The sequence below is a fragment of the Curtobacterium sp. 314Chir4.1 genome, assembly GCF_900215175.1.
Classification (GTDB): Bacteria; Actinomycetota; Actinomycetes; order Actinomycetales; family Microbacteriaceae; genus Curtobacterium; species Curtobacterium pusillum_A.
In genome coordinates this window covers 999,030-1,020,386 of record NZ_OCMI01000001.1, presented here as the reverse complement: position 1 = coordinate 1,020,386, position 21,357 = coordinate 999,030, and the positions used below count along the sequence as shown (strand labels likewise).

Here is a 21,357-nt window from a genome sequence, read left to right as displayed (position 1 = left end):
ATCAAGCCTATCCGCGGGGTCGCCGCTGCGACGGGCGCGCGGGCGCCACCACGACGGGCTGCCGGCCCGCCTCGTCCAGCGGGTCGGCCGGGAGGCTGGGCCCACGCCGCCGGTTCCCGGGCGACGCGCCAGCGGCGTCCGGGCCGTGCTGGTGGGGAGCGTCGCCTCCCAGGATCTGCACGCGCCCGTCACCGTGCCGCTCCCAGAACGCGGCCGTCCAGGCACAGAGGGCGCCGTCGAGCAGGTCCTCCCGGTGCTTGTGCGTCGGCCCGTGGATGCCGGAGAGTTCGGCCAGCTCGGCCGTCAGCGGGTGCGAGTCGAGCTGCAGCGGTGGGTCCAGCGGCGTCGACCGGAGCCGTCGGACGAGCTCGTCGAACGCCTCCGCCCGACGCGCCCGCGCCTCGGCTGCCGGGACCTTGAGGTCGAGCCGCTTGTAGCGGGGGCGTTCGTCGTCGTAGCCGAGCTCCTCCACGCCGACGAGGGTCGTGTACGGGTAGCACTCGAACGCCGCCGGCCCGGTGCGCTCCCGCATCGCGGCCGTTGAGGACACGTACCCGACGCCGAGGTCCGTCAGCCGCTCGAGCAGTCGGGCGCCGGCGCTCGCCGCCGAGGCCAGGTTCGTCGGGTTCGCCGCGACCTTCCAGCGGCCGTAGCGCTGCCCGACCTGCCGTTCGGCCTCGCGGATGCCGGTCGGGTTCGTCACGACGAGCGAGGCGTCGACGGCGATGAGGGAGCGGGGCCCGAGGTGCTCGGCGATCCAGGCGGTCACCGCGTCGACGCCCCGCGCCCAGCCCGCGTCGGTGATCGTCCCGTCGGCGCGCATCGCGACGAGCCCGGTCTCGTTCGCGGGCTTCCGGTCGGTCCCGAGCCCCCACGCCAGGTCGACCCCGATGTACTCCGTCACCCGTCCATCGTGCACCGTGTAGCTTCCGCAGCATGGCGAGCGAAGCGACGACGCTGACGGTCCCGGGGCCTGACGGCGACCGGGAGGTCCGGATCAGCAGCCCCTCGCGCGTGCTCTGGCCGGAGCCCGGCATCACCAAGCTCGACCTCGCCGAGTACCTCGTCGCCGTCGGCGACGCCTTCGGAGCCGCGAACGGCGACCGACCGATCTCCCTGCAGCGGTTCCCGGGCGGCGTGGACGGCGAGCAGTTCTTCTCGAAGAACCCGCCGAAGGGTGCGCCCGACTACGTCCGCTCGGTGATCGTGACGTACCCGAGCGGTCGGGAGCACCCGCAGCTCGTGGTGGACGAGCCGGCGGTCGCGGTGTGGGCGGCGCAGATGAACACGGTCGTGTTCCACCCGTGGGCGTCGCGCGCCGAGGACAGTGACCACCCGGACCAGCTCCGCATCGACCTCGACCCGCAGCCGGGGACGGACTTCCGCGACACGGTGCCGATCGCGCACGAGCTCCGGAAGGTCCTCGACGAGGTGGGGCTGACGGCGTGGATCAAGACGAGCGGCAACCGCGGCCTGCACGTCTTCGCCCCGATCCGCCCCGAGCACGAGTTCCTCGACGTGCGGCACGCGGTGATCGCGGCGGCCCGGGAACTCGAGCGCCGGATGCCGGACCGGGTGACGACGGCGTGGTGGAAGGAGGAGCGCGGGCAGCGGGTGTTCGTGGACTTCAACCAGGCGAACCGGGACCGCACGATGGCGGGCGCCTACAGCCCTCGCGCCCTGGCCCACGCGGCGGTGTCGACCCCGATCGCCTGGGAGGAGCTCGACGACGCCGATCCCACGGCGTTCACCGTTCGGACGGTCCCGGACCGGCTGCGGAGCACCGGCGACCCGTGGGAGGGGATGCACGCGAACCACGGGAGCATCGCACCGCTGCTGGAGTGGTGGGAGCGCGACCTGGAGAACGGGGAGGGTGAGCTGCCGTTCCCGCCGGACTTCCCGAAGATGCCGGGGGAGCCGCCCCGTGTGCAGCCGTCGCGGGCCAAGAAGCCGAGCGCGAAGGACTAGAGGGCTACGCCGCGCTGGTCTCTTCGCCGAGGAGCTTCGGCTCGATCACCCGCGTGGTCTGCGTCGGGAGCGTGACGCTCGCCGTGTGCAGTCGCGTCAGTCGTGACCAGGTGCCGCGGTGCGCGTCGCTGATGCCGTCGATGACCATGTCCCGCTCCCGTCCCTCGTTGCGGCCGGTGCCGCACCCCCAAGTTACTAGGCAGGCTAACTAATCACAGGCGTGAGCGTCAATCGGACATCAGCACGTCCTGCAGGTCGTACGCGGCCGGGACCTCGAGCTGGTCGAACCCGCAGGACCGGGCCTCGCGGTCCGGACGCCAGCGCTCGAACTGCACGGTGTGCCGGAACCGGTCGCCCTCCATCTGGTCGTACCGCACCTCGAGCACGCGTTCCGGCGCCAGCCGGACGAACGACGTGTCGCGACCCGACGAGAACCGCGACCGTTCTCCGTCACCGGTGACGGGCCTCCCGTCCGCATCCCGGAGGACCACCGGGTCGAGCTCGTCGACCAACTCGACCCGTCGCTTGTCGGAGAAGGCGGACACGCCGCCCACCTGACGGACCTCGCCGTCCTCGCCGTACAGGCCGACGAGCAGGGAACCGACGCCGGTACCGCTCTTGTGCACGCGGTAGCCGATCGCGACGACGTCGGCCGTGCGGTGGTGCTTCACCTTGAGCATCGAGCGCTTGTTCGGTTCGTACGGCTTCGCTCGGGGCTTCGCCACGACGCCGTCGAGGCCCGCCCCCTCGAACGTGGTGAGCCACTCGCGGGCGAGATCGACGTCGAGGGTGGTGCGCGTGACGAACAGCGGGTCGGACATCCCCGTGGCCAGGCGTTCGAGCCGATCGCGCCGCTCGTCGAACGGCAGGTCCAGCAACTCGGACCCGTCGACGGCGAGCAGGTCGAACGCCACGAACTGCGCGGGCGTCTCGGTGCTGAGCTTCGCGATCCTCGAGGCCGCAGGGTGGATCCGCTGCGACAGGGCCTCCCAGTCGAGCCGCTCGGAACCCGGCTCGCCGGAGCGCAGCACCACCTCGCCGTCGAGCACGACCGTGTGGTCCCGGCCGCCGAACTGCGCGCGGAACGCCTCGACCAGCTCGGGGAAGTACCGGGTCAGCGGCTTGGCGCCGCGGCTCCCGATCTCGACGTCGTCGCCGTCGATCGTCACGATCCCGCGGAAGCCGTCCCACTTCGGCTCGTACCGCAGACCGCCCCGCACGCTGTCGGGTTCGGGGACGGTGGCGACGGCCTTGGCGAGCATCGGTGCGATCTCCATGCGGCCTGTCTACTCGCGTGCCCGCGGCAGACTGCCTGGAGGCGCGGCTCGCCCCGGTCGCGCGCGTCGCGTCAGTAGGGTGGAACGCGTGACGACCGTGCCACCGCCGGCAGCGCCGGCACCGGAACCGATCAGCCCCGTGCAGGCCGCCGCGCTCCGCGACGGCGTCCTGCCGCCCGTCGAGGAGGTCCGGCCGGGCATCTGGACCCTCGCCGTCCCCTTCCGGTTCGGTGTGCCCGACGCGACGCTCGTGTACGTCGTCGAGGGCGCCGACCGCTCGCTCACGCTGATCGACCCGGGATGGGCGTCCGACGACGACCTCCAGGGGCTCCGCGACGCGCTGTCGGCGATCGGCCGGTCGCTCGACGACGTCGGTCTGGTCGTCGTGACGCACCTGCACGCGGACCACCTCGGTGCCGCTGCGGCGGTCCGGCGGGCCACCGGCGCACGGGTCGCGATGCACCGGCTCGAGGTCGAGGCGCTCCGCCGTGAGCGGGACGACGCGCGAGCGAATGACCTGGACATCGCGACGTGGGGGCTGCCCTCGCGTCTGCAGGCGGGGGTGGTCGAGGCATGGGGGAGCGGCCGCCGGATCGGACTCGGGCGGACCGCGGAGCCCTTCGCCGACGTGCTGCTCGAGGACGGCGACGTGCTGCCCGTCGCCGGCCGGACGATCCGGACGCTCTGGACCCCCGGCCACACCGCAGGGCACTGCTGCTTCGTCGACGAGGGCGACGGGCTCCTGTTCACCGGCGACCACGTGCTGCCCCGGATCAACTCCGGGCTCGGACTCGGTGGCCGGACGACGACGAACCCCCTCGGCGACTACCTGGCGTCACTCGGGCGGCTCGACCGGTACGCGGGCCTCGAGGTGTGCCCCGGGCACGAGTACCGGTTCCGGGACGTCGTCGCCCGTGCGCGGACCCTGGCGCGGCACCGGGAGGAGCGGTCCCGGCACGTCGCCGAGGCGCTCGACGCGCTGTCCTCGCCGACGCTGGCCTCGCCGACGCTCTACGAGGTCGCGTCGCGGGTGCCGTTCAGCGGCGGGATCGAGTCGATGACGGGGTTCCTGCTCGCGAGCGCCCTGACGCAGACGGCGTTCCACGCGGCGCTGCTCGGTCGCGCGGGCGAAATCCGCCCCGCCTGACCGCGGCGCCGGCCGGCGGTGCCGGGTGCCGGCGCACAACCAAAGTGCGCCGGCACCGCGGAACGCCGTGGCGCGAACGGACTTTGGTTGTGCGCGGGCCGCGGGCGCTGCGAGGTCAGACGATCGTGGCGGCGAGGCGCTCCAGGGTCGTCTTCGCGTCGGCGACCTCGGCGGCGGCGTGGTCGGCGAGCGGCGCCAGGTCGGGCAGCCGGTCGGCGAGGGTCGCGCTGACCGTGACCGGGTAGAGCTTCATGCCGAGGGCGGTGCCGAGGATCAGGTGCAGCACCGGCGAGCCGTGGTCCCAGCCCTCCGTCGGGGTGCCGGCGTCGTACGTCGCACCGCGGCTGACGACCGTCACCACCGGGCGGCCGGCGAGGGGCTGGACGTCGCCTGCGAGGACACCCGGGACGTGGATGCGGTCGATCCACGCCTTGAGGGTCGACGGCACCGTGTAGTTGTAGAGCGGCGCCCCGACCACGACGGCGTCGGCGGCGAGGAGCTCGTCGATGACCTCCTGCCGGAGCGCGTCGGCCTCGGGGGCGACGACCTCGTCGTCCGTGCGGTCCGCCGCCGCCCAGTGCAGTGCCGACGACTCCAGGTGAGGAAGCTGGTCGACGTGCAGGTCCCGACGCACGACGGTGTACTCCGGGCCGCGAGCGCGCCAGGCGTCGGCGAAGGCTGCGGTGAGGGCTCGCGAGCGGGAGTGTGCGAGATCGGCGGACGAGTCGATGTGCAGGAGCGTGGGCATGCGTCCACGCTACCGATCGACGGTCGCCGGATGACGGGAACGGCCCCGCCGCGCCGGTGACGGGCGGCACGGGGCCGAGGTGGGCCTCCCGTCAGCCGCGCGGGCACGCGACTGACGGGAGGCGTTCGGGGGTCAGCGCTGGGCGTGACGACGACGCAGCGTGCGTGCGCCGATCAGGCCGATGCCGGCGAGGACGAGGCCGAGGGCCCACGGGAGGGCACCCGTCGCGTCGGTACCGGTGTAGGCGAGACGGCCCGCGCCGGTGTGGTGCACGGCCACGGCGGCGGGCTTGACCGGCGTGACGACGGTCGGCACGGCGGCCGGGCGGACGTCCACCGCGAAGCTCGTGCTCGGCACGCCGGCACCGGACACGGTCAGGGTGTGCGTCGAGGCGTGCGGGAACGTGACGCTGACGTAGCCGATCTCGCCGAGGTCCGAGTCGGGCGTGATCACGTCGGACGCGACGTCGGAGGTGACGGTCGGCGTGAAGAAGAGCGGCTCGTCCGTCTCGTCGTCGAAGTCCGGGTAGATCGTGTTGCCGAAGCGGTCGACCTTGGACCCGCCGACGAGCAGCGTGCCGCCCTGTGCCACGGACACGTGACCGCCCTTGACGGGGTCGGCGTCACCGAGGAGGTCCTCCGTGTAGACGTCGCCGTTCGGGTGGATGACCCACGCGCTCGTCGTGGTCCCCGCGGCGAGTCCGTCCTTGTCGATCGAGACCACCTCGATGCCGGCGGGTGCCGCGGCCTCGACGCTGATCTGGCCGTACAGGTCGCTCGTGACCGTGCCCGAGGCGGCCTTCGTCGTCGCGGTGATATCGAAGGAGTAGTACTCCTCCGCGTCGGTCAGCGTGCCGGACAGGACGCCCGTCTCCGGGTCGAACCGGACGCCGGCGGGCGCGGTGGTCGGCTCGTCGTCCTCCTCGTCCAGCCAGGTGATCGAGAGCGTCGGCGCGGGGGTGCTCAGCGCGCGGAAGGTGTGGGAGAAGGCCTCACCTGCGGTCGCGTCGACGTACCCGTCCTCGCCGTCGACGTCCGGCTGGCCGTCCTGGTCGAGGAAGACCGGCGCCACAGCGTCCGTCGTCGTGGTCGCGGACTCGCCGGCGACCGACCCCTCGACCGTCACCGTGATCTGCTGTCCGGCGAGGGCCGGATCGATCGTGTACGCAGCCGACTCGGAGAGCGTGGCGCCGGACTCGTCGGTCCAGAGGTACGAGCTCTTGCTGCCGGAGGTGAAGCCCTCGGGCTCGGCGACGAGCTGCGAGCCGACGGTGAGGTCGCCCGTGACGGTCACCGACTGGGCAGCGGCGACCTGGACGGACTTCGTGGGCTGGTCGTCGGCCGTGCCGGGCGTGGACGCCGGAGCGGTCGTCGCGTCACCAGGCGTCTCGGTGCCGGTCGGGTCGGTGGCGGGGGCGCCGGTGGCGGGGGTGCCAGCGGTCGGGTCCGCAGCCGAGCCGTCGGTCCCACCTGCCGGGGCATCGCCGCCGGCGGTGCCGACGGTGCCGCCGGTCGTGCCGCCCGTGCTGGTCGAACCGTCGGCCGTGCCCGAGCCGGTGTCCGTGCTGGTGTCCGTGCCGGCGGAGGAGTCCGTGCCGGTGCCGGCGTCGGGCGTCGTCGTGCCCGCGTCGTTCGACGTCGTGTCGGACGTCCCGGTCGTCGCCGGGGCGGACACCGGCGCGTCGGGATCGGTCGCGGCGGACGCGGCGGACGCGGTCATGATGCCCAGGCCGGTCGTCAGACCGACGAGTGCGATGGTGGTGCCGACGGCGCAGGCGCGTCGGACGGTGGAGGTGCTACGGCGCACGGGTTCCCCCAGGTGGTCCAGGTCCGGCGGGTGCCGGATCGTAAGAATCTGCCGAGAGTTCTCGGCCACGCTCGGATCGTAGGTCCTCGGGACGAACGACACGGTGGTGTCGACCGAAATGTGACCCGGCTTGGGGGTCCGTGCGGGAACCCGTGGACGGACAGGAGTCTCCACGCCGGCCGGTACCCGGCAGACGCGCCAGCGGCTGCCGGGCCGTGCCCGGTGGGGAGCCTCCTGTCCGATCGTGGTGTGCGATCAGGCGCGACGGCGACGCAGCCGGTGCAGCAGCAGGCCCCCGCCCGCCGCCAGCAGGCCGAACGCCCACGCCAGCGGCGTGGTCTCGTCACCACCGGTGTACGCGAGCGTGCTGCCGGTGCCGCTCGTCGTGGTCGCGACCGCGGCGGTGGCGACCGGTCGCACAGCGACGACGAACGTCGTCGAGACGCCGCCCTGGGTGATGGTGAGGCGGTGGTCCGAGGCGTGCGGGAACGTCACCGTCGAGGCGTCGCCCCGGGGATCGGCGACGATCCGGTCGGACGCCACCGAGCTCGCCACCGTCGCGCCGAAGCCCGTGCTCACGGAGGCCGGTGCGGTCGGGTTGCCGAACCGGTCGACGGCGAGCCCGGACACCACGAGCGAGCCGCCCTGCTGCACGGGGATCGACGCGACGGTGCCGAGCGGGTGCCCCTCGCCGTCGAACGCCGTGATGACCCCACCCGGTGCGACCGACCACACCGTGGTGCCCGGCTTGCCGCTGTCGACGATCGCGAGGACCCCCACCGGAGCCGCCGGGAGGACCGTCAGGCGCACGTACTCCGTGGCGGTCGCGGTGCCGCGGAGCGCGACGACCTCGAAGTCGTACGTGCCGGCGACCGTGATCGTGCTGGTGAGCACGCCCGTCTCGACGTTGACGCTGAGGTCGGACGAGGGGGAGTCCTGGATGGCGTACGCCAGCGACCCCGTGCCGCCGGTGGTGCGGAAGGTGTGCGTGAACGTCGTGCCGGCGGTCGCCGTGAGGGCGAGCGGCTTCGCCTTGGTCCCCGGCTCGGTGAAGACGACCGGCGACGGCGAGACGGTGAGGCGGACGTACTCGGTGACCTGGGTCGAGCCGCTGAGGGCGACGACCTCGAAGTCGAACGTGCCGGCCGTCGTCGGCGTACCGCTCAGCACGCCGGTCTCGACGTTCACGGTGAAGTCCGCCGACGGGGCGTCCTGGATGGCGTACGCGACGGTGCCGTCGCCGCCCGTAGTGGTGAAGGTGTGACTGAACGGCGTGCCGACCGTCCCGGTGAGGGCGAGCGGCGCGGCCTGGGTCGACGGCTCGGTGAACGCGAGGCCGCTGCCGTCGCTCGGCGCTGCTGCCGGGGCCGCACTGCCCGTGGCCTTCGCGGCGGGACTCGCGCCCGGCGTCGGGCTGGCGCTCGGGGTCGAGGTGGCGGTGGCCGTCGTGCTCGTCGGTGTCGTCGGATCGGTCGGCGTCGCCGCCGTCGCGGACGCGCCGACGCCGATGACCGAGCCGATGGCGGTCGCCGCCACGACGATGCCGATCGTCGCCGCACGGCGGACGGGCGGCCTGGTGGACTGGTGCATGGTTCCCCCCTGGGAGTCCGGGTCGCGAGCGCCCGGTGGTCGTGCGCTCGTCCGTGCTGACGATACGGTCCGCCGGGCCGTTCCGGACCGGTCCGCACGTCACGGTTCCATCACGGAATCATCCGCTCTGACCTGGGGTTTTTCACAGAATCAACCAGAAGACGGACTGGAGGCGCGGGGCGGGCCCGCCCCGCGCCTCCAGTCCGTCAGTGGGTCACCGTGACGTGCCTCAGCCGTGTCGGCGACGCAGGCGCCAGACGAGCAGGCCGGCGCCCGAGGCCAGCAGGCCGAGGGCCCACGCGAGCGGGCCGGACTCGTCGGCCCCGGTGTAGGCCAGCGAACCGTCGGACGAGGAGGAGCCGGGCGTCACCGAGACGTCGAAGGTGCTCGTGGCGCCGTCGAGCGCCACGGTGATCGTGTGGACCGAGGCGTGCGGGAAGCGGATCTGGGTGCTCCACACCGAGGGCAGGAACGTGACCTGGTCGGATCCGATGCTGCTCGTCACCTTCGGCGCCGGGTCACCGGGGGCGGGCTCCACGGGCGCGGTCGCGTTGCCCCACGCGTCCATGGGAGTCGTCTTGACGTACAGCGAGTCGCCCTGCCGCACGGGGATCGAGTCGACGTCCTCGTGGGTCGCCGATTCGCCGGTGCCGTCGATGCGGATCAGCTGGTCGCCCGGCCCGTAGCCCCACGTGGTGTTCCCGAGCAGCTGCGGGTTCGGGCCGATGAAGGTCTGCAGGTGCGTGGTGGCGCCGGGGGTGACGACCACGTGCACCTCGCGCCGGACCGTCTGCGTGCCGGACGTCGCCACGACGGCGAAGCGGTAGTCGCCGGCGATCGTCGGGGTGCCGCTGAGCACGCCGGTCTCGCGGTCGAGGGTGAGGTGATCGGGGATGCGGGCGTCAGCGTGCGTGGGGTCGGCTTCCGATCCGTCGGAGTACTGGAGCGAGTACCGGACCGGTTCGATCCCGCCGGTCGTCCCGAACTGCTCCGAGAACGCCTTGCCCGCGGTGGTCCGCACGTCGTTCGAGGTGGGGGAGCCGACGAAGGCGAGCGTGGGGTCCTCGACCGAGACCGGGATCGTCATGGTCAGGCCCTCGGAGGTCAGGGTCAGCGTGCGGTCGCCCCTTGCGGTGAACGTCGTCTTCCACGTGTTCGTGTCCGCGTTCCAGACGAGCACGTCATCCGGGTCGCTGCTGGTCAGGACGGACTCCGACGGCATCTCCGGCCCGTTGAGCGGGTTGCTGTAGTGGTCGAACACCGCGGCACTCGTCCAGAGAGAGCCGCCGGGGGCCACCGGGACCGCGGTGACGAGGCCGCCACCACCGGACGGATCGACGTCGCCGCCGGCGCTCACGAACCAGGAGGGGTTGTGTCCGTCCTCGTGTGAGTAGACCTGAGCGCCGATGGTCTCGGCTGCTCCGGGCTCGACGATGATGCGGACGTACTGCGTCGCAGTGTTGCGGGTGTCGGTGGCGAGCACGTCGAAGTCGTACGCGCCGACGACGGTGGGCTTCCCGCTGAGGAGTCCGTCGTCGCCCCACGAGAACCACTTGAGCGCATCGAAGCCGATGGAGGGGGCGAACCCGTACTCGAGCGGCCCGTCCCCACCGTGCGCGACGAACTGGTGGGAGAAGTCGCTCCCGGCGGTGACGGTGTAGACGATCCGGTTCGTCCGGCTCGACGGCTGGTCCCAGGTCACGGCGGCGTCGGCGGCCGGGGCTGCGTCGGACGTGGGGTCCGTGCTCTCCGCCGGCGTGCCTGCGGCCGGGGTCGAGTCGGTGCCGTCGGCGGTGTCGCCTGCGGCGGGTGTGACGTCGGTGCCGTCCGCCGTGTCGGCCGGGTCGGCCGTGGGCGTCGGGGTGGCGTCGGTCGCCGGGTCCGTGGTCGGTGCGGCCGGTTCGACGACCGTGGTCGGCGCGGTGCCGTCGCCGGTGGTCGCGGTCGTGGCCGCGCCGCTGGTACTGGTGGCGCTGGTCTCGGCGGTGTCGGCGACGGCGGCGGTCGTGCCGATGCCGATCACGGACGACACGGCGACGAGTGCGACGGTCGCGCCGAACGCTGCGGTACGCCGGAGTGCCGGCGGTGTGGACTGCTTCACGGGATCCCCCTCGGATGCCTGGACGGGACACTCGACGAGCGTCCTCTACCCAGGGAATGTCCGGGCGTGACGAGTCCTGACGGGCCGCAGGTCACGGATCGGTCACGACGTCCGCACCGGTGTCGGCGACGGTCGTGGCGGGGCCGCACCGTGCCTCCCGACTGGTGCGCCTCAGTCGCCGACCGTCGCGGCCGCGCGCTCGAGCGCGCGGCGCAGTGCCCGCACGGCCGGTGACGACGAACCGGCGGTGCGCACCACCGTGAAGATGGTCCGTCGCGGGTGCTCGGGCAGCTCGACGAGCCGGCAGGTCGTCGTGCGGCCGGTCCACATCAGGTCGGGCATCAGGCTCACGGCGTTCCCGGACTCCACCAGGCGGATCTGCGTCTGCAGGTCGGCGGTCTCGTACCGGACGTCGGGCTCGAAGCCCCAGCGCCGACAGACCTGCTCGGCGAAGTGCCGCGATGCCGTGCCGCGCGGCTCCATCACCCAGGGCAGGGCCTCGGCGTCCTCGATCGACGACACCGGGGCGAGTGCGGTGTCGATCGGGGGCAGTGCGAGCCGGACCGCGTCGGTGGTCAGGTCCGACCGGTCGAGCCCGGGCAGGTGTGGCGCCGCGTGCGCGGGGTACTGCTCAGCGATCACCATGTCGAAGTCGCGGGCCCAGGTCTCGTGCAGGGCGGTCTCCGGTTCCCGCTGCACCATCTCGACGCGGACGTCCGGGTGCTCGGTCGCCATGGCGTGCAGGGCGTTCGGCATCAGGGCGAGGGCCGCCGACTGGAACACCGCGACGCGGATCCGTCCCTGCACGGTCGGCATGGTCTCCTCGACCTGGGACTGGGCCAGCTCGAGGACGTCCATCACGTGCCCGGCCGCCTGGACCAGGACCTCCGCCTGCGGGGTGAGCTGCAGCCGCCGCCCAGCCTTCCGGAGCAGCGGCACGCCGGCCTCGCGTTCCAACGCGCTGAGCTGCTGCGAGACGGCCGACGGAGTGAAGTTCACAGCCTCGGCGACGGCGGCGATCGTGCCCCGGATGGAGAGCTCCCGGAGCAGGACGAGGCGGCGGACGTCGAGCATGCTGACACTTTAGCCTCGCTGAACGGTATCCATCACGAACCGTTGCTTCCGCTGATGGGTCGGGCCCTCCACACTGATCCCATGACGACCCTGCACGAGCACCCCGCCACCGACCACGACGCCCTCGCGGACCAGTCCGTCGCGCTCGTGCGACAGTGGCTCGCCGAAGCCGAGACCTACCCGGTCGACGGCTCGGCGAAACAGCTCGCGGGGGTCCTCGCCGACCCGGCCGGTCTCGACTTCGCCGTCGGGTTCGTCGACGGGGTCGTCCGGCCCGAGGACCTCGGGGTCGCCGCCCGCAAGCTCCGCGCGATCGCACCCGGGGCACCCGGCTTCCTGCCCGCAGCGCTCCGCGGGCTCGTCCGACTCGGCGGCGGGATGGCACCGGCGCTGCCCGGCGTCGTCGTGCCGATCGCGCGCCGTGTGCTCCGGAACATGGTCGGCCACCTCATCGTCGACGCGACCGACGCCAAGCTCGGCCCCGCCATCGCGAAGATCAAGCGCGACGGCGTGCGGCTCAACGTCAACCTGCTCGGTGAGGCCGTGCTCGGCGAGGGCGAGGCAGCGCGCCGGATCGAGGGCACGCACAAGCTCCTCGCCCGCGACGACGTCGACTACGTGTCGATCAAGGTCTCCTCGACGGTGCACCCGCACTCCCCGTGGGCGTTCGACCACGCGGTCGAGGACATCATCGAGAAGCTCCGGCCGCTCTTCCGCCGTGCCGCGTCGGCCTCCCCGGCCAAGTTCATCAACCTCGACATGGAGGAGTACAAGGACCTCGACCTCACCATCGCGGTCTTCACCAATCTCCTCGACGAGCCGGAGTTCCTCGGCCTCGAAGCCGGCATCGTGCTCCAGGCGTACCTGCCCGACGCGCTCGCCGCGATGGAGCACCTGCAGGAGTGGTCCGCCGCCCGCCGTGCCCGCGGTGGTGCCGGCATCAAGGTCCGTCTGGTGAAGGGGGCGAACCTGCCGATGGAGCAGGTCGAGGCCTCGGTGCACGGCTGGCCGCTCGCCACCTGGCACACCAAGCAGGACTCCGACACCAACTACAAGCGCGTGCTCGACTGGGCGCTGACGCCGTCGCGCATCGAGAACGTCCGCATCGGCGTCGCCGGTCACAACCTGTTCGACGTCGCCCACGCCTGGCTGCTCGCCGGGGAGCGCGGCGTCCGGGACGGCATCGAGTTCGAGATGCTCCTCGGCATGGCGCAGGGACAGGCCGCGGCGGTGAAGAACACCGTCGGCTCGCTCCTGCTCTACACGCCGGTCGTGCACCCGCAGGAGTTCGACGTCGCGATCGCGTACCTGATCCGCCGACTCGAAGAAGGCGCGTCGCAGGAGAACTTCATGTCCGCGGTGTTCTCGCTGGTGTCCTCGCCGGAGCTCTTCGCTCGTGAAGAGGAGCGCTTCCGATCCTCCCTCGAGCCGCTCGCCACGCCCGAGGGCCTGGCTGCCCCAGCGTCCCACCGTGTCGCCGACCGCTACGCGGCCGTCGGTCGCCCCGGCGTCGGACACTTCGAGAACACCCCGGACACCGACCCGTCGGTGGCGGCCTTCCGTGAGTGGGGAGCGGCGATCACCGCGCGCGTCGCGTCGTCGACGCTGGGCGTCGCGGCCGTCCAGGAGGCACGGGTCGACTCCGCCACGACGCTCGACTCGGCGCTCGGTCGCGTCCGGGACGCCGGTGCCGTCTGGGGGACATGGTCCGGTGCCGCGCGTGGCGCGGTCCTGCACGCCGTCGGTGACGCACTCGAGGCGAACCGCGCCGCCCTCGTCGAGGTGATGGCGTCCGAGACCGGCAAGACCATCGACCAGGCCGACCCCGAGGTCTCCGAGGCGATCGACTTCGCGCACTTCTACGGCACGCTCGCCGCGTCGCTCGACGACGTCGACGGTGCGTCCTTCACGCCCGCCGCCCTGACGCTCGTCGCGCCGCCGTGGAACTTCCCGGTCGCGATCCCCGCCGGGTCGACCCTCGCCGCGCTCGCCGCCGGGTCTGCAGTCGTGCTCAAGCCGGCGCCGCCCGCCGAGCGCTGCGGTGCCGTCCTCGCATCGATCATGTCGACCGCGTTCGACGCCATGGGTGCGCCGGCGGACGTCCTCGCCTTCCTGCAGGTGTCGGAGAGCGACCTCGGGCAGCAGCTCGTCGCCTCGCCGCTCGTCGACCGGGTCATCCTCACCGGGGCGTACGAGACGGCCGAGCTCTTCCGTTCGTTCCGCCCCGACCTGCCCCTGCTCGCCGAGACCTCCGGCAAGAACGCGATCATCGTGACGCCCTCGGCGGACCTGGACCTCGCCGTGAAGGACGTCGTCGCCTCGGCCTTCGGGCATGCCGGGCAGAAGTGCTCCGCGGCGTCGCTCGTCGTGCTCGTCGGCTCCGTCGCCACGTCGCGTCGCTTCCGGTCGCAGCTCGTCGACGCCGTGTCGTCGCTCACCGTCGGCTACCCGACCGACCCCACCACGCAGATGGGGCCGGTCATCGAACCCGCCGCCGGCAAGCTGCTCGACGGCCTCACGAAGCTCGGTGCGGGGGAGTCGTGGGCGGTCCAGCCAACCAAGCTCGACGACTCCGGCAAGCTCTGGAGCCCGGGTGTCCGCCAGGGCGTCCGTCGGGGCTCGGCGTTCCACCGCACGGAGTACTTCGGTCCGATCCTCGGCGTCATGACGGCGAAGACCCTCGACGAGGCGATCGACATCGTCAACGAGGTCGACTACGGCCTGACCTCGGGCCTGCACTCCCTCGACTCCGCTGAGATCGGCACGTGGCTGTCGCGCATCGAGGCGGGCAACCTCTACGTCAACCGCGGCATCACCGGCGCGATCGTCCGACGCCAGCCCTTCGGCGGCTGGAAGAAGTCGGCCGTCGGTGCCGGGACGAAGGCCGGCGGGCTGAACTACCTGCTCGGGCTCGGGTCGTGGACGTCCGCTCCGGCTGCATCCGGTTCGGCGTCCGCCGGTGTCGCGGTGTCCCAGCCGGTGTCCGCGTTCGTGCGTGCCGCGGGTGTGGCGTCGCCGTCGCTCGACCGGGCCGTCGCCTCGGACCAGCGCGCGTGGGACTCCCTGTTCGGCACTGCCACCGACGTGTCGGCCCTGACCGCCGAGCGGAACATCGCGCGGTACCTGCCGTTCCCGGCCGTGCACGTGCGGCTGGCTTCGGCTGCTGAGGACGCGGTCGCTGATCTCGTCCGGGTGGTCGCGGCATCCGTCCGTGCCGGCACCACGATCGACGTCTCGACCGAGTCGACGTTGCCGTCCGCGGTCGTGTCGGCCGTGCGGGCGCTGCCGAACGTCCGGTCGCTGACGCAGTCGCACTCCGACGCCGCGTTCGCCTCGGCGGTCGCGAGCGGCCCGTCGACGCGGGTTCGACTGATCGGCGGCGACGTCTCGGCGCTGTACACGGCGATCGGTGGGCGCCCGGACGTCGCGGTCTACGGCGAGCCCGTCACGGAGGCCGGTCGGATCGAGATCCTGCCGTTCGTCCGCGAGCAGGCGGTGTCGATCACGGCGCACCGGTTCGGGACGCCGAACCACCTGACGGACGCGCTGATCTAGGCGCGGCGGCGGTCGGGCGCTCGGCCGGGGCGGGGCGCTGTCCGGTCGCCGCACGACCTCGGGCGGCGGTCAGGTGCGGAGGGTTGCGTCGGGCGGGTGCCGGACCCTGCCGGCCGATTCCCTGAGGAGCACCCCCGTGACCGAACCCTTCGCTCGCCCCACCGCCCTGGCCCACGTCCGCGTGACCGTGACCGACATCCACCGCAGCAAGGCCTTCTACCAGCAGCTGCTCGGGACCGATCCGGCCATCGACTTCAGCGACCAGGTCGACGAGCCCGGCGTCCTGGAAGACCGGGAGCGCTTCTACGGCGGCAGCGTCTTCCAGCTCGGTGACCAGGTGTTCGGCCTGCGTCCGGTCGCTCCCGCGGGGCAGCGGTTCAACCCGGACACCGTCGGGCTCGACCACGTGAGCTTCGTCGTCGGGTCGGTCGACGAGCTGCACGCCGCTGCCGCGCGCCTCGACGAGGCCGGGGTCGAGCACGGGGAGGTCACCGACCTCGGCGACGCGGGCATGGTCATCCTGTCGGTGCAGGACCCCGACGACATCAACCTCGAGCTGGCGGCGCTGAAGCGCTGAGGGTGCCGGCGGCGCCGTCGCTGGTCTGGCGCTGGTGCCGACCGCCGCTGCACAACCAAAGTGCGTTCGCACCGCGGCTTCCCGTGGTGCGAGCGCACTTTGGTTGTGCGCCGGTCAGTCCGCCGAGACCGACGCGGGGGTGGTCATCGTCGCCGTCACGAGCTCACGGAGGGACTCCGGCAGCGGCCTCGGGCGGCGGGCACCCTCGCGGTCGATGATGACGTGCGCGAACTCACCCGTCGCGAGCAGGGCACCGTCGGACTGCCGGAACAGCCCGAACTCCCACGACAGGCTCGTGTTCCCGAGGTGCTTCGAACGCATCCCGACCTCGATGACGTCCGGCCACACCGCCGACTCGACGAACCGGCAGCTCGACGACACGAGCACGGCGATCCACTCGGACGAGAACGGATCGAGGCCGGCTTCCTCGCGGAACCAGTAGGTGGCCGCGTTGTCCATCGCGCTGTAGTAGATCGTGTTGTTCACGTGCCCGAACATGTCGTTGTCGTTCCACCTGGTGGGGTAGACGCGGACGAAGGGGTAGTCGGCGATGGTCATCGGACTCCTGATGTGGTGGTGACGGGACGGAGGACGTACTCGAACGTCGCCCGAGCACGGGCGGGGTCGGGTGTCTCCCCGGAGATGAGGTCGGCGTACGTGAAGGACTCGGAGATCCGGACGAGCAGCCGGGCGAGCTCCTCGGCGGACAGCGGTGTCGGATCGAACGCCCCGGCGACGCGTTCACGATCGACGAGCTCGGTGACCCGGCCGACGAACCGGCTCTGCACGTCGCTCTCGGTGGTGGTCAGCAGACGGAGCGCCCGCGCTGGTTCGCGGGTGAGGAACGCCCGGAAGTAGGGCGCTTCGATCAGGTCCGCAGTGAAGCGGTCGAGCACGTCGACGATACGCGCGGCACCGGACGGCGCGGCCGCGGCGGCAGCCGCGTCGAACGTCGGGACGGCGAGCGACCAGAGGATCTCGGACAGCAACCGGTCACGGTTGCCCACCCACCGGAACAGCGACGTGCGGTCGACGCCGAGCGAGGTGGCCAGGGCGCCCATGTCGATCCGGGACCCGGCGATGAATGTGTGGCGTGCCTCCCGGAACGCGCGCAGCGCTGAATCCGATGTGTACACGCGATCCTCCCTTGCAACGTTTCCGAGAATGATGCACGATCAGTGTATGTCACTGACGACGGCCACCCCCGCGATCCTCGAGTCCGACTTCTACCGGTTCCAGGAGGGGCTGACCGACCAGGAACGCGAGTCCCTCGGACGGCTGCGCACGTACCTCGAGTCCGAGGTGCGCCCGATCGCGGACGAGTACTGGGCGCGTGCCGAGTTCCCGATGCAGGTCATCAAGCCGCTGTCGGAGCTCGGTATGTACGGCGCCGGCGTCCCGTTGGTGCGGCACTTCGAGAACTCGGCCGTGTACCGCGGGTGGGCGGCGCTCGAGCTCGGGCGGGTGGACGCCAGCGTCGCGACCTTCATCGGCGTGCAGTCCGGCCTCGCCATGAACTCGATCGCCGTGGCGGGCAGCGACGAGCAGCAGCAGGAGTGGCTGCCCCGTATGGCCTCCGGTGAGCTCGTCGGGGCGTTCGGCCTGACCGAGCCGCTCTCCGGCAGTGACTCCGCGCGCGGACTCCGGACGACCGCTCGGCGCGACGGCGACACGTGGGTCCTCGACGGCGAGAAGCGCTGGATCGGCAACGCCACCTTCGCGGACGTCGTGGTCATCTGGGCGAAGGACGTCGCCGACGACCAGGTGAAGGGCTTCCTCGTCACGACGGACACCCCCGGGTTCACCGCGACGAAGATCGAGGACAAGATCGCCCTGCGCGGCGTGCAGAACGCCGACATCGTGATGACCGGGGTCGAGGTCCCCGAGTCGCGGCGACTCCAGCGGGCAGACTCTTTCCGCGCGACGGCCGAGGTGCTCCGCCTGACCCGGACCGAGGTGGCCTGGCAGGCGATCGGCATCGCGGTCGGTGCCTACGAGGCCGCACTCGACTACGCCCGCACCCGGATCCAGTTCGGCAAGCCCATCGCCGCGCACCAGATGGTGCAGGACCTGCTCGTGAAGTCGCTCGCGAACATCACGGCGTCCATCGCGCTGTGCACGCAGGCCTCGGCGATGCAGGACGCGGGGACCGGTGGCGACGAGCACTCGGCGATGGCGAAGGCGTTCGCGACCGCGAAGATGCGCGAGACCGTGGGATGGTGCCGCGAGGTCGAGGGCGGCAACGGCATCGTGCTCGACAAGGGTGTCGCCCGGTTCTTCGCCGACGCCGAGGCGATCTACTCGTACGAGGGCACGCGCGAGGTGAACACCCTCATCGTCGGCCGCGCGATCACGGGCCAGGCCGCGTTCGTGTAGGTCGGCCCAGCGCGGCCAGACCCGGAACGACTTCGTCGACGTCGTACGGCGTCGACTCTGTCGTTCCGGGTCGGGGCGCGCTACCCGAGCAGCTCCGGCCGCTCCCACTCGCCGCCGCGCACGTGCTGCTCGAGGAACGCGAACACCGTCTCGTACCAGACCACCGCGTGCTGCGGCTTGAGCACCCAGTGGTTCTCGTCCGGGAAGTACAGGAACCGGTGCGGCATCGAACCGTCCGGTGCCGCGTGGTGCTCGGCGAGCTCGGACCACAGCCGCAGTCCCTCGCCGATCGGCACGCGGTAGTCCTTGTCGCCGTGGATCACGAGCATCGGAGACGTGATGTCCGCCACGAAGCGGTGCGGGTCGTTCTCGTGCAGCCCGTCGGCGTCGAAGATCGACTGCCAGTACTGCGACATGTCCGTGGTGCCGTTGAACTGGTCGAGCGCCCACAGGCTGGCGTGGGTGACGATCGCCCGGAACCGGTCGGTGTGCCCGGCGACCCAGTTCGCCATGAAGCCACCGAACGACCCGCCGAGGGCCGCCGTCCGGGTCTCGTCGATGTCGTCCCGCGCCACGACGGCGTCGGTGATCGCCATCAGGTCTGTGTAGGGCGCCTGGCCCCAGGCGTTCCACCCCCGGTTGATGAAGTCGAGCCCGTACCCGGTCGACAGGGCGGGGTCGGGCAGGAGCACGGCGTACCCGCGCGCTGCGGCGAGTTGCGGGTTCCACCGCCAGGACCACTGGTTCCACGAGTTCAGCGGACCGCCGTGGATCCAGAGCAGCAGCGGGTGCGGCCCGTCGCCGGCGTCGGACGACGGCAGGACGAGCCATCCGCGCACCCGGGAGCCGTCGGCAGCCGTGGTCTCGACCTCCTCCAGGCGGCCGGGGACGTCGGGCAGCGCGGCGGGCGTCGCGAGCGGCGTCACCGTCCCGTCGGTCGCGATCTGCACGGGGTGCAGCGGGGCCGCCCAGGAGGCACGGAGCGCCACCACCTCGCCGCTCGCGTCCGCCACGCGCAGGCTCGAGTACGCCCAGTCGTCGTGCGTCAGCTGCTCGACGGCGCCGCCGTCGAGGGGGAGCCGGAAGACCGGCGCGCGACCGTCCTGGTCCGCCGTCGCCAGGAGCGCACCGTCGCCGTGCGCGAAGACCAGCTCGTTCGGCCAGCGGTCCCAGTCGGTGGCGATGCGCCGTGCTCCGGACACCGTGGTGCCGTCGAGGTCGGCGACCCAGATCTCCTGCTGCGTCGCACCCTGCGGCGTGAACCGGGGCGTCCGCACCCACGCCAGGGTCCGCCCGTCGTGGCTGAGGGTGGGGGTCTCGTGGTCGACGGCGTCGTCGCTGAACAGCACCGTGCGCTGGCCGCTCGCGACGTCGAAGGCGACGATCGTCGATCGCGAACCACGCGATTCCTGCACGGCGACCGTGGCGACGACCACCGAGCCGTCGGGCGTGACCACCCCGTCGACGTGTTCGAGGGAGCGCGCCGGCGCCGGCGTGAGGTCGGTGAGCGCGGGGAGGTGCGCCGGGTACGCCGGAGCATCGGACGCACCCTGCGTGGTCCGCGTCTCCTGCAGAGCCGTCTCCCGCAGCGCCGAGAGGTCGAGCGTCAGCACGTGCGTCTCGTCGGGGCCGAGGTCGTGGTCCCAGAACCGCACCGGGTAGGTCTCGTGCAGGATCGCCTGCACCTTCCGGTCCTTGCGGCGCCCGCGGAGCTCGGCGTCGGCGGTGACCACACCCGTGCGGTCGGTGCCGGCGCCGGGGAGCAGCCCGGCCGTGACCGCGACGGTGTCGGCCGCCGTCGCGCTGCCGAGGACACCGCCGACGCCGCCCGCGAGCTTCGTGACCGGTCGTGCCTCGCCACCGGCGGCGGGCAGGACCCAGAGCTGCGGGGCGTCGCTGTCCTTGTTGCCCTCGCCGTCGGGACGCCCCGAGACGAACAGCAGGTCGCCGGAGCGGGTGAAGGAGACCCCGCCCTCGCCCCTCGTCGAGCGCGTCAACCGGACCGGTGCCGAGTCGGCGTCCGACGACGGGCCGGGCACCGCCCAGATCGACCGCCGGTACCCGGTGCCGTCGGCGTCGAGCACGCTGACGGTGAGGGCCACGCGGGAGCCGTCCGGGCTCACGGCGATCCCGTCCACGCGGGGGAGTGCGGTGTACTGGTCGAGGTCCGAGAACGGCGTCGTCATGCCCCCACGCTATCGGCGCGACCCGACAGCACGGCCGTCACGACCCGACCTGTGGAGAAGTGTCGGCCCGGCTCACGCCCAGAACGCGGCGATGCCCTCGGCGACGGCGCTGCCCTGGGTGCGCCCGGCGTCGGCGGACGGCGCCTGCGTGCTGAGCGACAGCGAGTTCGTGCCGAACGCCTGCTGCGCGGTGCTGTCCGCCACGATGACCTCGACCGAGCTGCCGGCGGCCCGGAGACCCTCGACCGCGACGTCGAGCCACGGCCCGAGCGGCGACGGGCCCTCGGGGCCGCAGGCGACGACGAGGACGCGCTCGTACCCCGCGGCGACGTCCGCGTTCGTTCCCGAGCGGAGTCCGCCGTCGATGTAGGGGCGTCCCTCGAGCCCGACCGGCGACCACACGAGGGGCACCGAGCAGCTCGCGGCGACGGCCCGGGGGAGCGGGATCCCGTCGGCGGCGGTGAGCACGCGGAACGTGCCGTCCGTCGCGTCGATGGTCGTCAGGGCGAGCGGCTTCGCCGGCCACTCCGTCGCGGGCAGGGTCTCGGTGAACGTGGCGACGCGCTCGTCGTCGGTCTGCCCGGTCGTGGTCTGCTGCGCGAGGAGCCCGAGGCGTGCGCGGGCGTCCTGGTCGGAGGTCGCGCCCTCGAGGACGGCGCCGATGCGCTGCTGGAACTCCTCGCCGTCGATGGCGACGGGTTCCTCGTACGTGGTCGGGACGGGGGCGTGCTGCTGGTCGTACGCCTGCTGGACCCCGCCGTACCGGACGAACGTGCCGACGACGCTGCCGGCGCTCGTCCCGACCACGAGGTCGGCCGCGTCGAGGTCGACCCCGGCGTCCTGGAGCGCGGTGAGCACCCCGAGTTCCCAGGCGATGCCGGCGATGCCGCCACCCCCGAGGACGAGTGCTCTGGTTCCGGGTGCGGGCGTCGAGACGTCGGTCATGGGTCCT

17 protein-coding genes are annotated in these 21,357 nt (G+C 72.4%); 5 read left to right on the top strand and 12 right to left on the bottom strand.

Annotation, left to right across the window (positions count from 1 at the left end):
• Window positions 1–7: 7 nt before the first annotated feature.
• Complete coding sequence (locus CRP27_RS04655; protein ID WP_176505461.1) at window positions 8–904, bottom strand: DUF429 domain-containing protein; 897 nt, start codon at window positions 902–904, stop codon at window positions 8–10.
• A 32-nt stretch (window positions 905–936) separates the two neighbouring features.
• Between CRP27_RS04655 and ligD the strand changes: the two genes are divergently transcribed.
• The gene (gene ligD, locus CRP27_RS04650; RefSeq protein ID WP_097179500.1) at window positions 937–1,968 is read left to right on the top strand and encodes a non-homologous end-joining DNA ligase; all 1,032 of its coding nucleotides are present in this window, start codon (window positions 937–939) and stop codon (window positions 1,966–1,968) included.
• 4 nt (window positions 1,969–1,972) lie between these two features.
• Here ligD and CRP27_RS18130 read toward each other — a convergent pair whose 3' ends face one another.
• Window positions 1,973–2,116: a hypothetical protein gene (locus CRP27_RS18130; protein WP_176505460.1), complete on the bottom strand. Its 144-nt coding sequence runs from the start codon at window positions 2,114–2,116 to the stop codon at window positions 1,973–1,975.
• Window positions 2,117–2,195: 79 nt separating this feature from the next.
• The gene (locus tag CRP27_RS04645; RefSeq protein ID WP_097179499.1) at window positions 2,196–3,245 is read right to left on the bottom strand and encodes an ATP-dependent DNA ligase; all 1,050 of its coding nucleotides are present in this window, start codon (window positions 3,243–3,245) and stop codon (window positions 2,196–2,198) included.
• A gap of 88 nt (window positions 3,246–3,333) precedes the next feature.
• Here CRP27_RS04645 and CRP27_RS04640 point away from each other — a divergent pair, with 88 nt between their 5' ends.
• Complete coding sequence (locus CRP27_RS04640) at window positions 3,334–4,392, top strand: MBL fold metallo-hydrolase (RefSeq protein WP_176505459.1); 1,059 nt, start codon at window positions 3,334–3,336, stop codon at window positions 4,390–4,392.
• A gap of 115 nt (window positions 4,393–4,507) precedes the next feature.
• Here CRP27_RS04640 and CRP27_RS04635 read toward each other — a convergent pair whose 3' ends face one another.
• The 5 genes from CRP27_RS04635 to CRP27_RS04615 form a co-directional block, all read right to left on the bottom strand.
• Window positions 4,508–5,140 carry an FMN-dependent NADH-azoreductase gene (locus tag CRP27_RS04635; protein WP_079238779.1) on the bottom strand — a complete coding sequence of 211 codons (633 nt, stop codon included), beginning with the start codon at window positions 5,138–5,140 and terminating at the stop codon, window positions 4,508–4,510.
• Between the two features lie 132 nt (window positions 5,141–5,272).
• Window positions 5,273–7,015: a hypothetical protein gene (locus CRP27_RS04630; protein ID WP_141399687.1), complete on the bottom strand. Its 1,743-nt coding sequence runs from the start codon at window positions 7,013–7,015 to the stop codon at window positions 5,273–5,275.
• A gap of 186 nt (window positions 7,016–7,201) precedes the next feature.
• Window positions 7,202–8,536: an LPXTG cell wall anchor domain-containing protein gene (locus CRP27_RS04625; protein WP_097179496.1), complete on the bottom strand. Its 1,335-nt coding sequence runs from the start codon at window positions 8,534–8,536 to the stop codon at window positions 7,202–7,204.
• Between the two features lie 229 nt (window positions 8,537–8,765).
• A complete protein-coding gene (locus CRP27_RS04620; RefSeq protein WP_097179495.1) occupies window positions 8,766–10,637 on the bottom strand; it encodes a putative Ig domain-containing protein in 1,872 nt (623 codons plus the stop codon).
• 171 nt (window positions 10,638–10,808) lie between these two features.
• A complete protein-coding gene (locus CRP27_RS04615) occupies window positions 10,809–11,711 on the bottom strand; it encodes a LysR family transcriptional regulator (RefSeq protein WP_097179494.1) in 903 nt (300 codons plus the stop codon).
• 81 nt (window positions 11,712–11,792) lie between these two features.
• Between CRP27_RS04615 and CRP27_RS04610 the strand changes: the two genes are divergently transcribed.
• Both CRP27_RS04610 and CRP27_RS04605 read left to right on the top strand, forming a co-directional pair.
• Window positions 11,793–15,266, top strand: coding sequence for a bifunctional proline dehydrogenase/L-glutamate gamma-semialdehyde dehydrogenase (locus tag CRP27_RS04610; protein ID WP_097179493.1), 3,474 nt, complete (start codon window positions 11,793–11,795; stop codon window positions 15,264–15,266).
• 136 nt (window positions 15,267–15,402) lie between these two features.
• Window positions 15,403–15,843 (top strand): VOC family protein, encoded by a 441-nt coding sequence (locus tag CRP27_RS04605; RefSeq protein WP_097179492.1) that lies wholly within the window; start codon window positions 15,403–15,405, stop codon window positions 15,841–15,843.
• Between the two features lie 114 nt (window positions 15,844–15,957).
• Here CRP27_RS04605 and CRP27_RS04600 read toward each other — a convergent pair whose 3' ends face one another.
• Complete coding sequence (locus CRP27_RS04600; protein ID WP_097179491.1) at window positions 15,958–16,401, bottom strand: thioesterase family protein; 444 nt, start codon at window positions 16,399–16,401, stop codon at window positions 15,958–15,960.
• On the bottom strand, window positions 16,398–16,979 hold the full coding sequence (locus CRP27_RS04595) for a QsdR family transcriptional regulator (RefSeq protein ID WP_097179490.1): 582 nt from the start codon (window positions 16,977–16,979) through the stop codon (window positions 16,398–16,400). The genes CRP27_RS04600 and CRP27_RS04595 overlap by 4 nt, the downstream gene beginning before the upstream one ends.
• 46 nt (window positions 16,980–17,025) lie before the next feature.
• Between CRP27_RS04595 and CRP27_RS04590 the strand changes: the two genes are divergently transcribed.
• A complete protein-coding gene (locus CRP27_RS04590; protein WP_097179489.1) occupies window positions 17,026–18,219 on the top strand; it encodes an acyl-CoA dehydrogenase family protein in 1,194 nt (397 codons plus the stop codon).
• A gap of 80 nt (window positions 18,220–18,299) precedes the next feature.
• Here CRP27_RS04590 and CRP27_RS04585 read toward each other — a convergent pair whose 3' ends face one another.
• A complete protein-coding gene (locus CRP27_RS04585) occupies window positions 18,300–20,405 on the bottom strand; it encodes an alpha/beta fold hydrolase (protein ID WP_097179488.1) in 2,106 nt (701 codons plus the stop codon).
• 72 nt (window positions 20,406–20,477) lie between these two features.
• The gene (locus CRP27_RS04580; RefSeq protein ID WP_097179487.1) at window positions 20,478–21,350 is read right to left on the bottom strand and encodes a patatin-like phospholipase family protein; all 873 of its coding nucleotides are present in this window, start codon (window positions 21,348–21,350) and stop codon (window positions 20,478–20,480) included.
• Window positions 21,351–21,357 lie beyond the last annotated feature (7 nt).

Coding starts and splice junctions, on each gene's coding strand:
- CRP27_RS04590 (WP_097179489.1), top strand. CDS start 17,026: ATGTCACTGACGACGGCCACCCCCGCGATCCTCGAGTCCGACTTCTAC.
- CRP27_RS04600 (WP_097179491.1), bottom strand. CDS start 16,401: ATGACCATCGCCGACTACCCCTTCGTCCGCGTCTACCCCACCAGGTGG.
- CRP27_RS04610 (WP_097179493.1), top strand. CDS start 11,793: ATGACGACCCTGCACGAGCACCCCGCCACCGACCACGACGCCCTCGCG.
- CRP27_RS04585 (WP_097179488.1), bottom strand. CDS start 20,405: ATGACGACGCCGTTCTCGGACCTCGACCAGTACACCGCACTCCCCCGC.
- ligD (WP_097179500.1), top strand. CDS start 937: ATGGCGAGCGAAGCGACGACGCTGACGGTCCCGGGGCCTGACGGCGAC.
- CRP27_RS04645 (WP_097179499.1), bottom strand. CDS start 3,245: ATGGAGATCGCACCGATGCTCGCCAAGGCCGTCGCCACCGTCCCCGAA.
- CRP27_RS04625 (WP_097179496.1), bottom strand. CDS start 8,536: ATGCACCAGTCCACCAGGCCGCCCGTCCGCCGTGCGGCGACGATCGGC.
- CRP27_RS04615 (WP_097179494.1), bottom strand. CDS start 11,711: ATGCTCGACGTCCGCCGCCTCGTCCTGCTCCGGGAGCTCTCCATCCGG.
- CRP27_RS18130 (WP_176505460.1), bottom strand. CDS start 2,116: ATGGTCATCGACGGCATCAGCGACGCGCACCGCGGCACCTGGTCACGA.
- CRP27_RS04580 (WP_097179487.1), bottom strand. CDS start 21,350: ATGACCGACGTCTCGACGCCCGCACCCGGAACCAGAGCACTCGTCCTC.
- CRP27_RS04635 (WP_079238779.1), bottom strand. CDS start 5,140: ATGCCCACGCTCCTGCACATCGACTCGTCCGCCGATCTCGCACACTCC.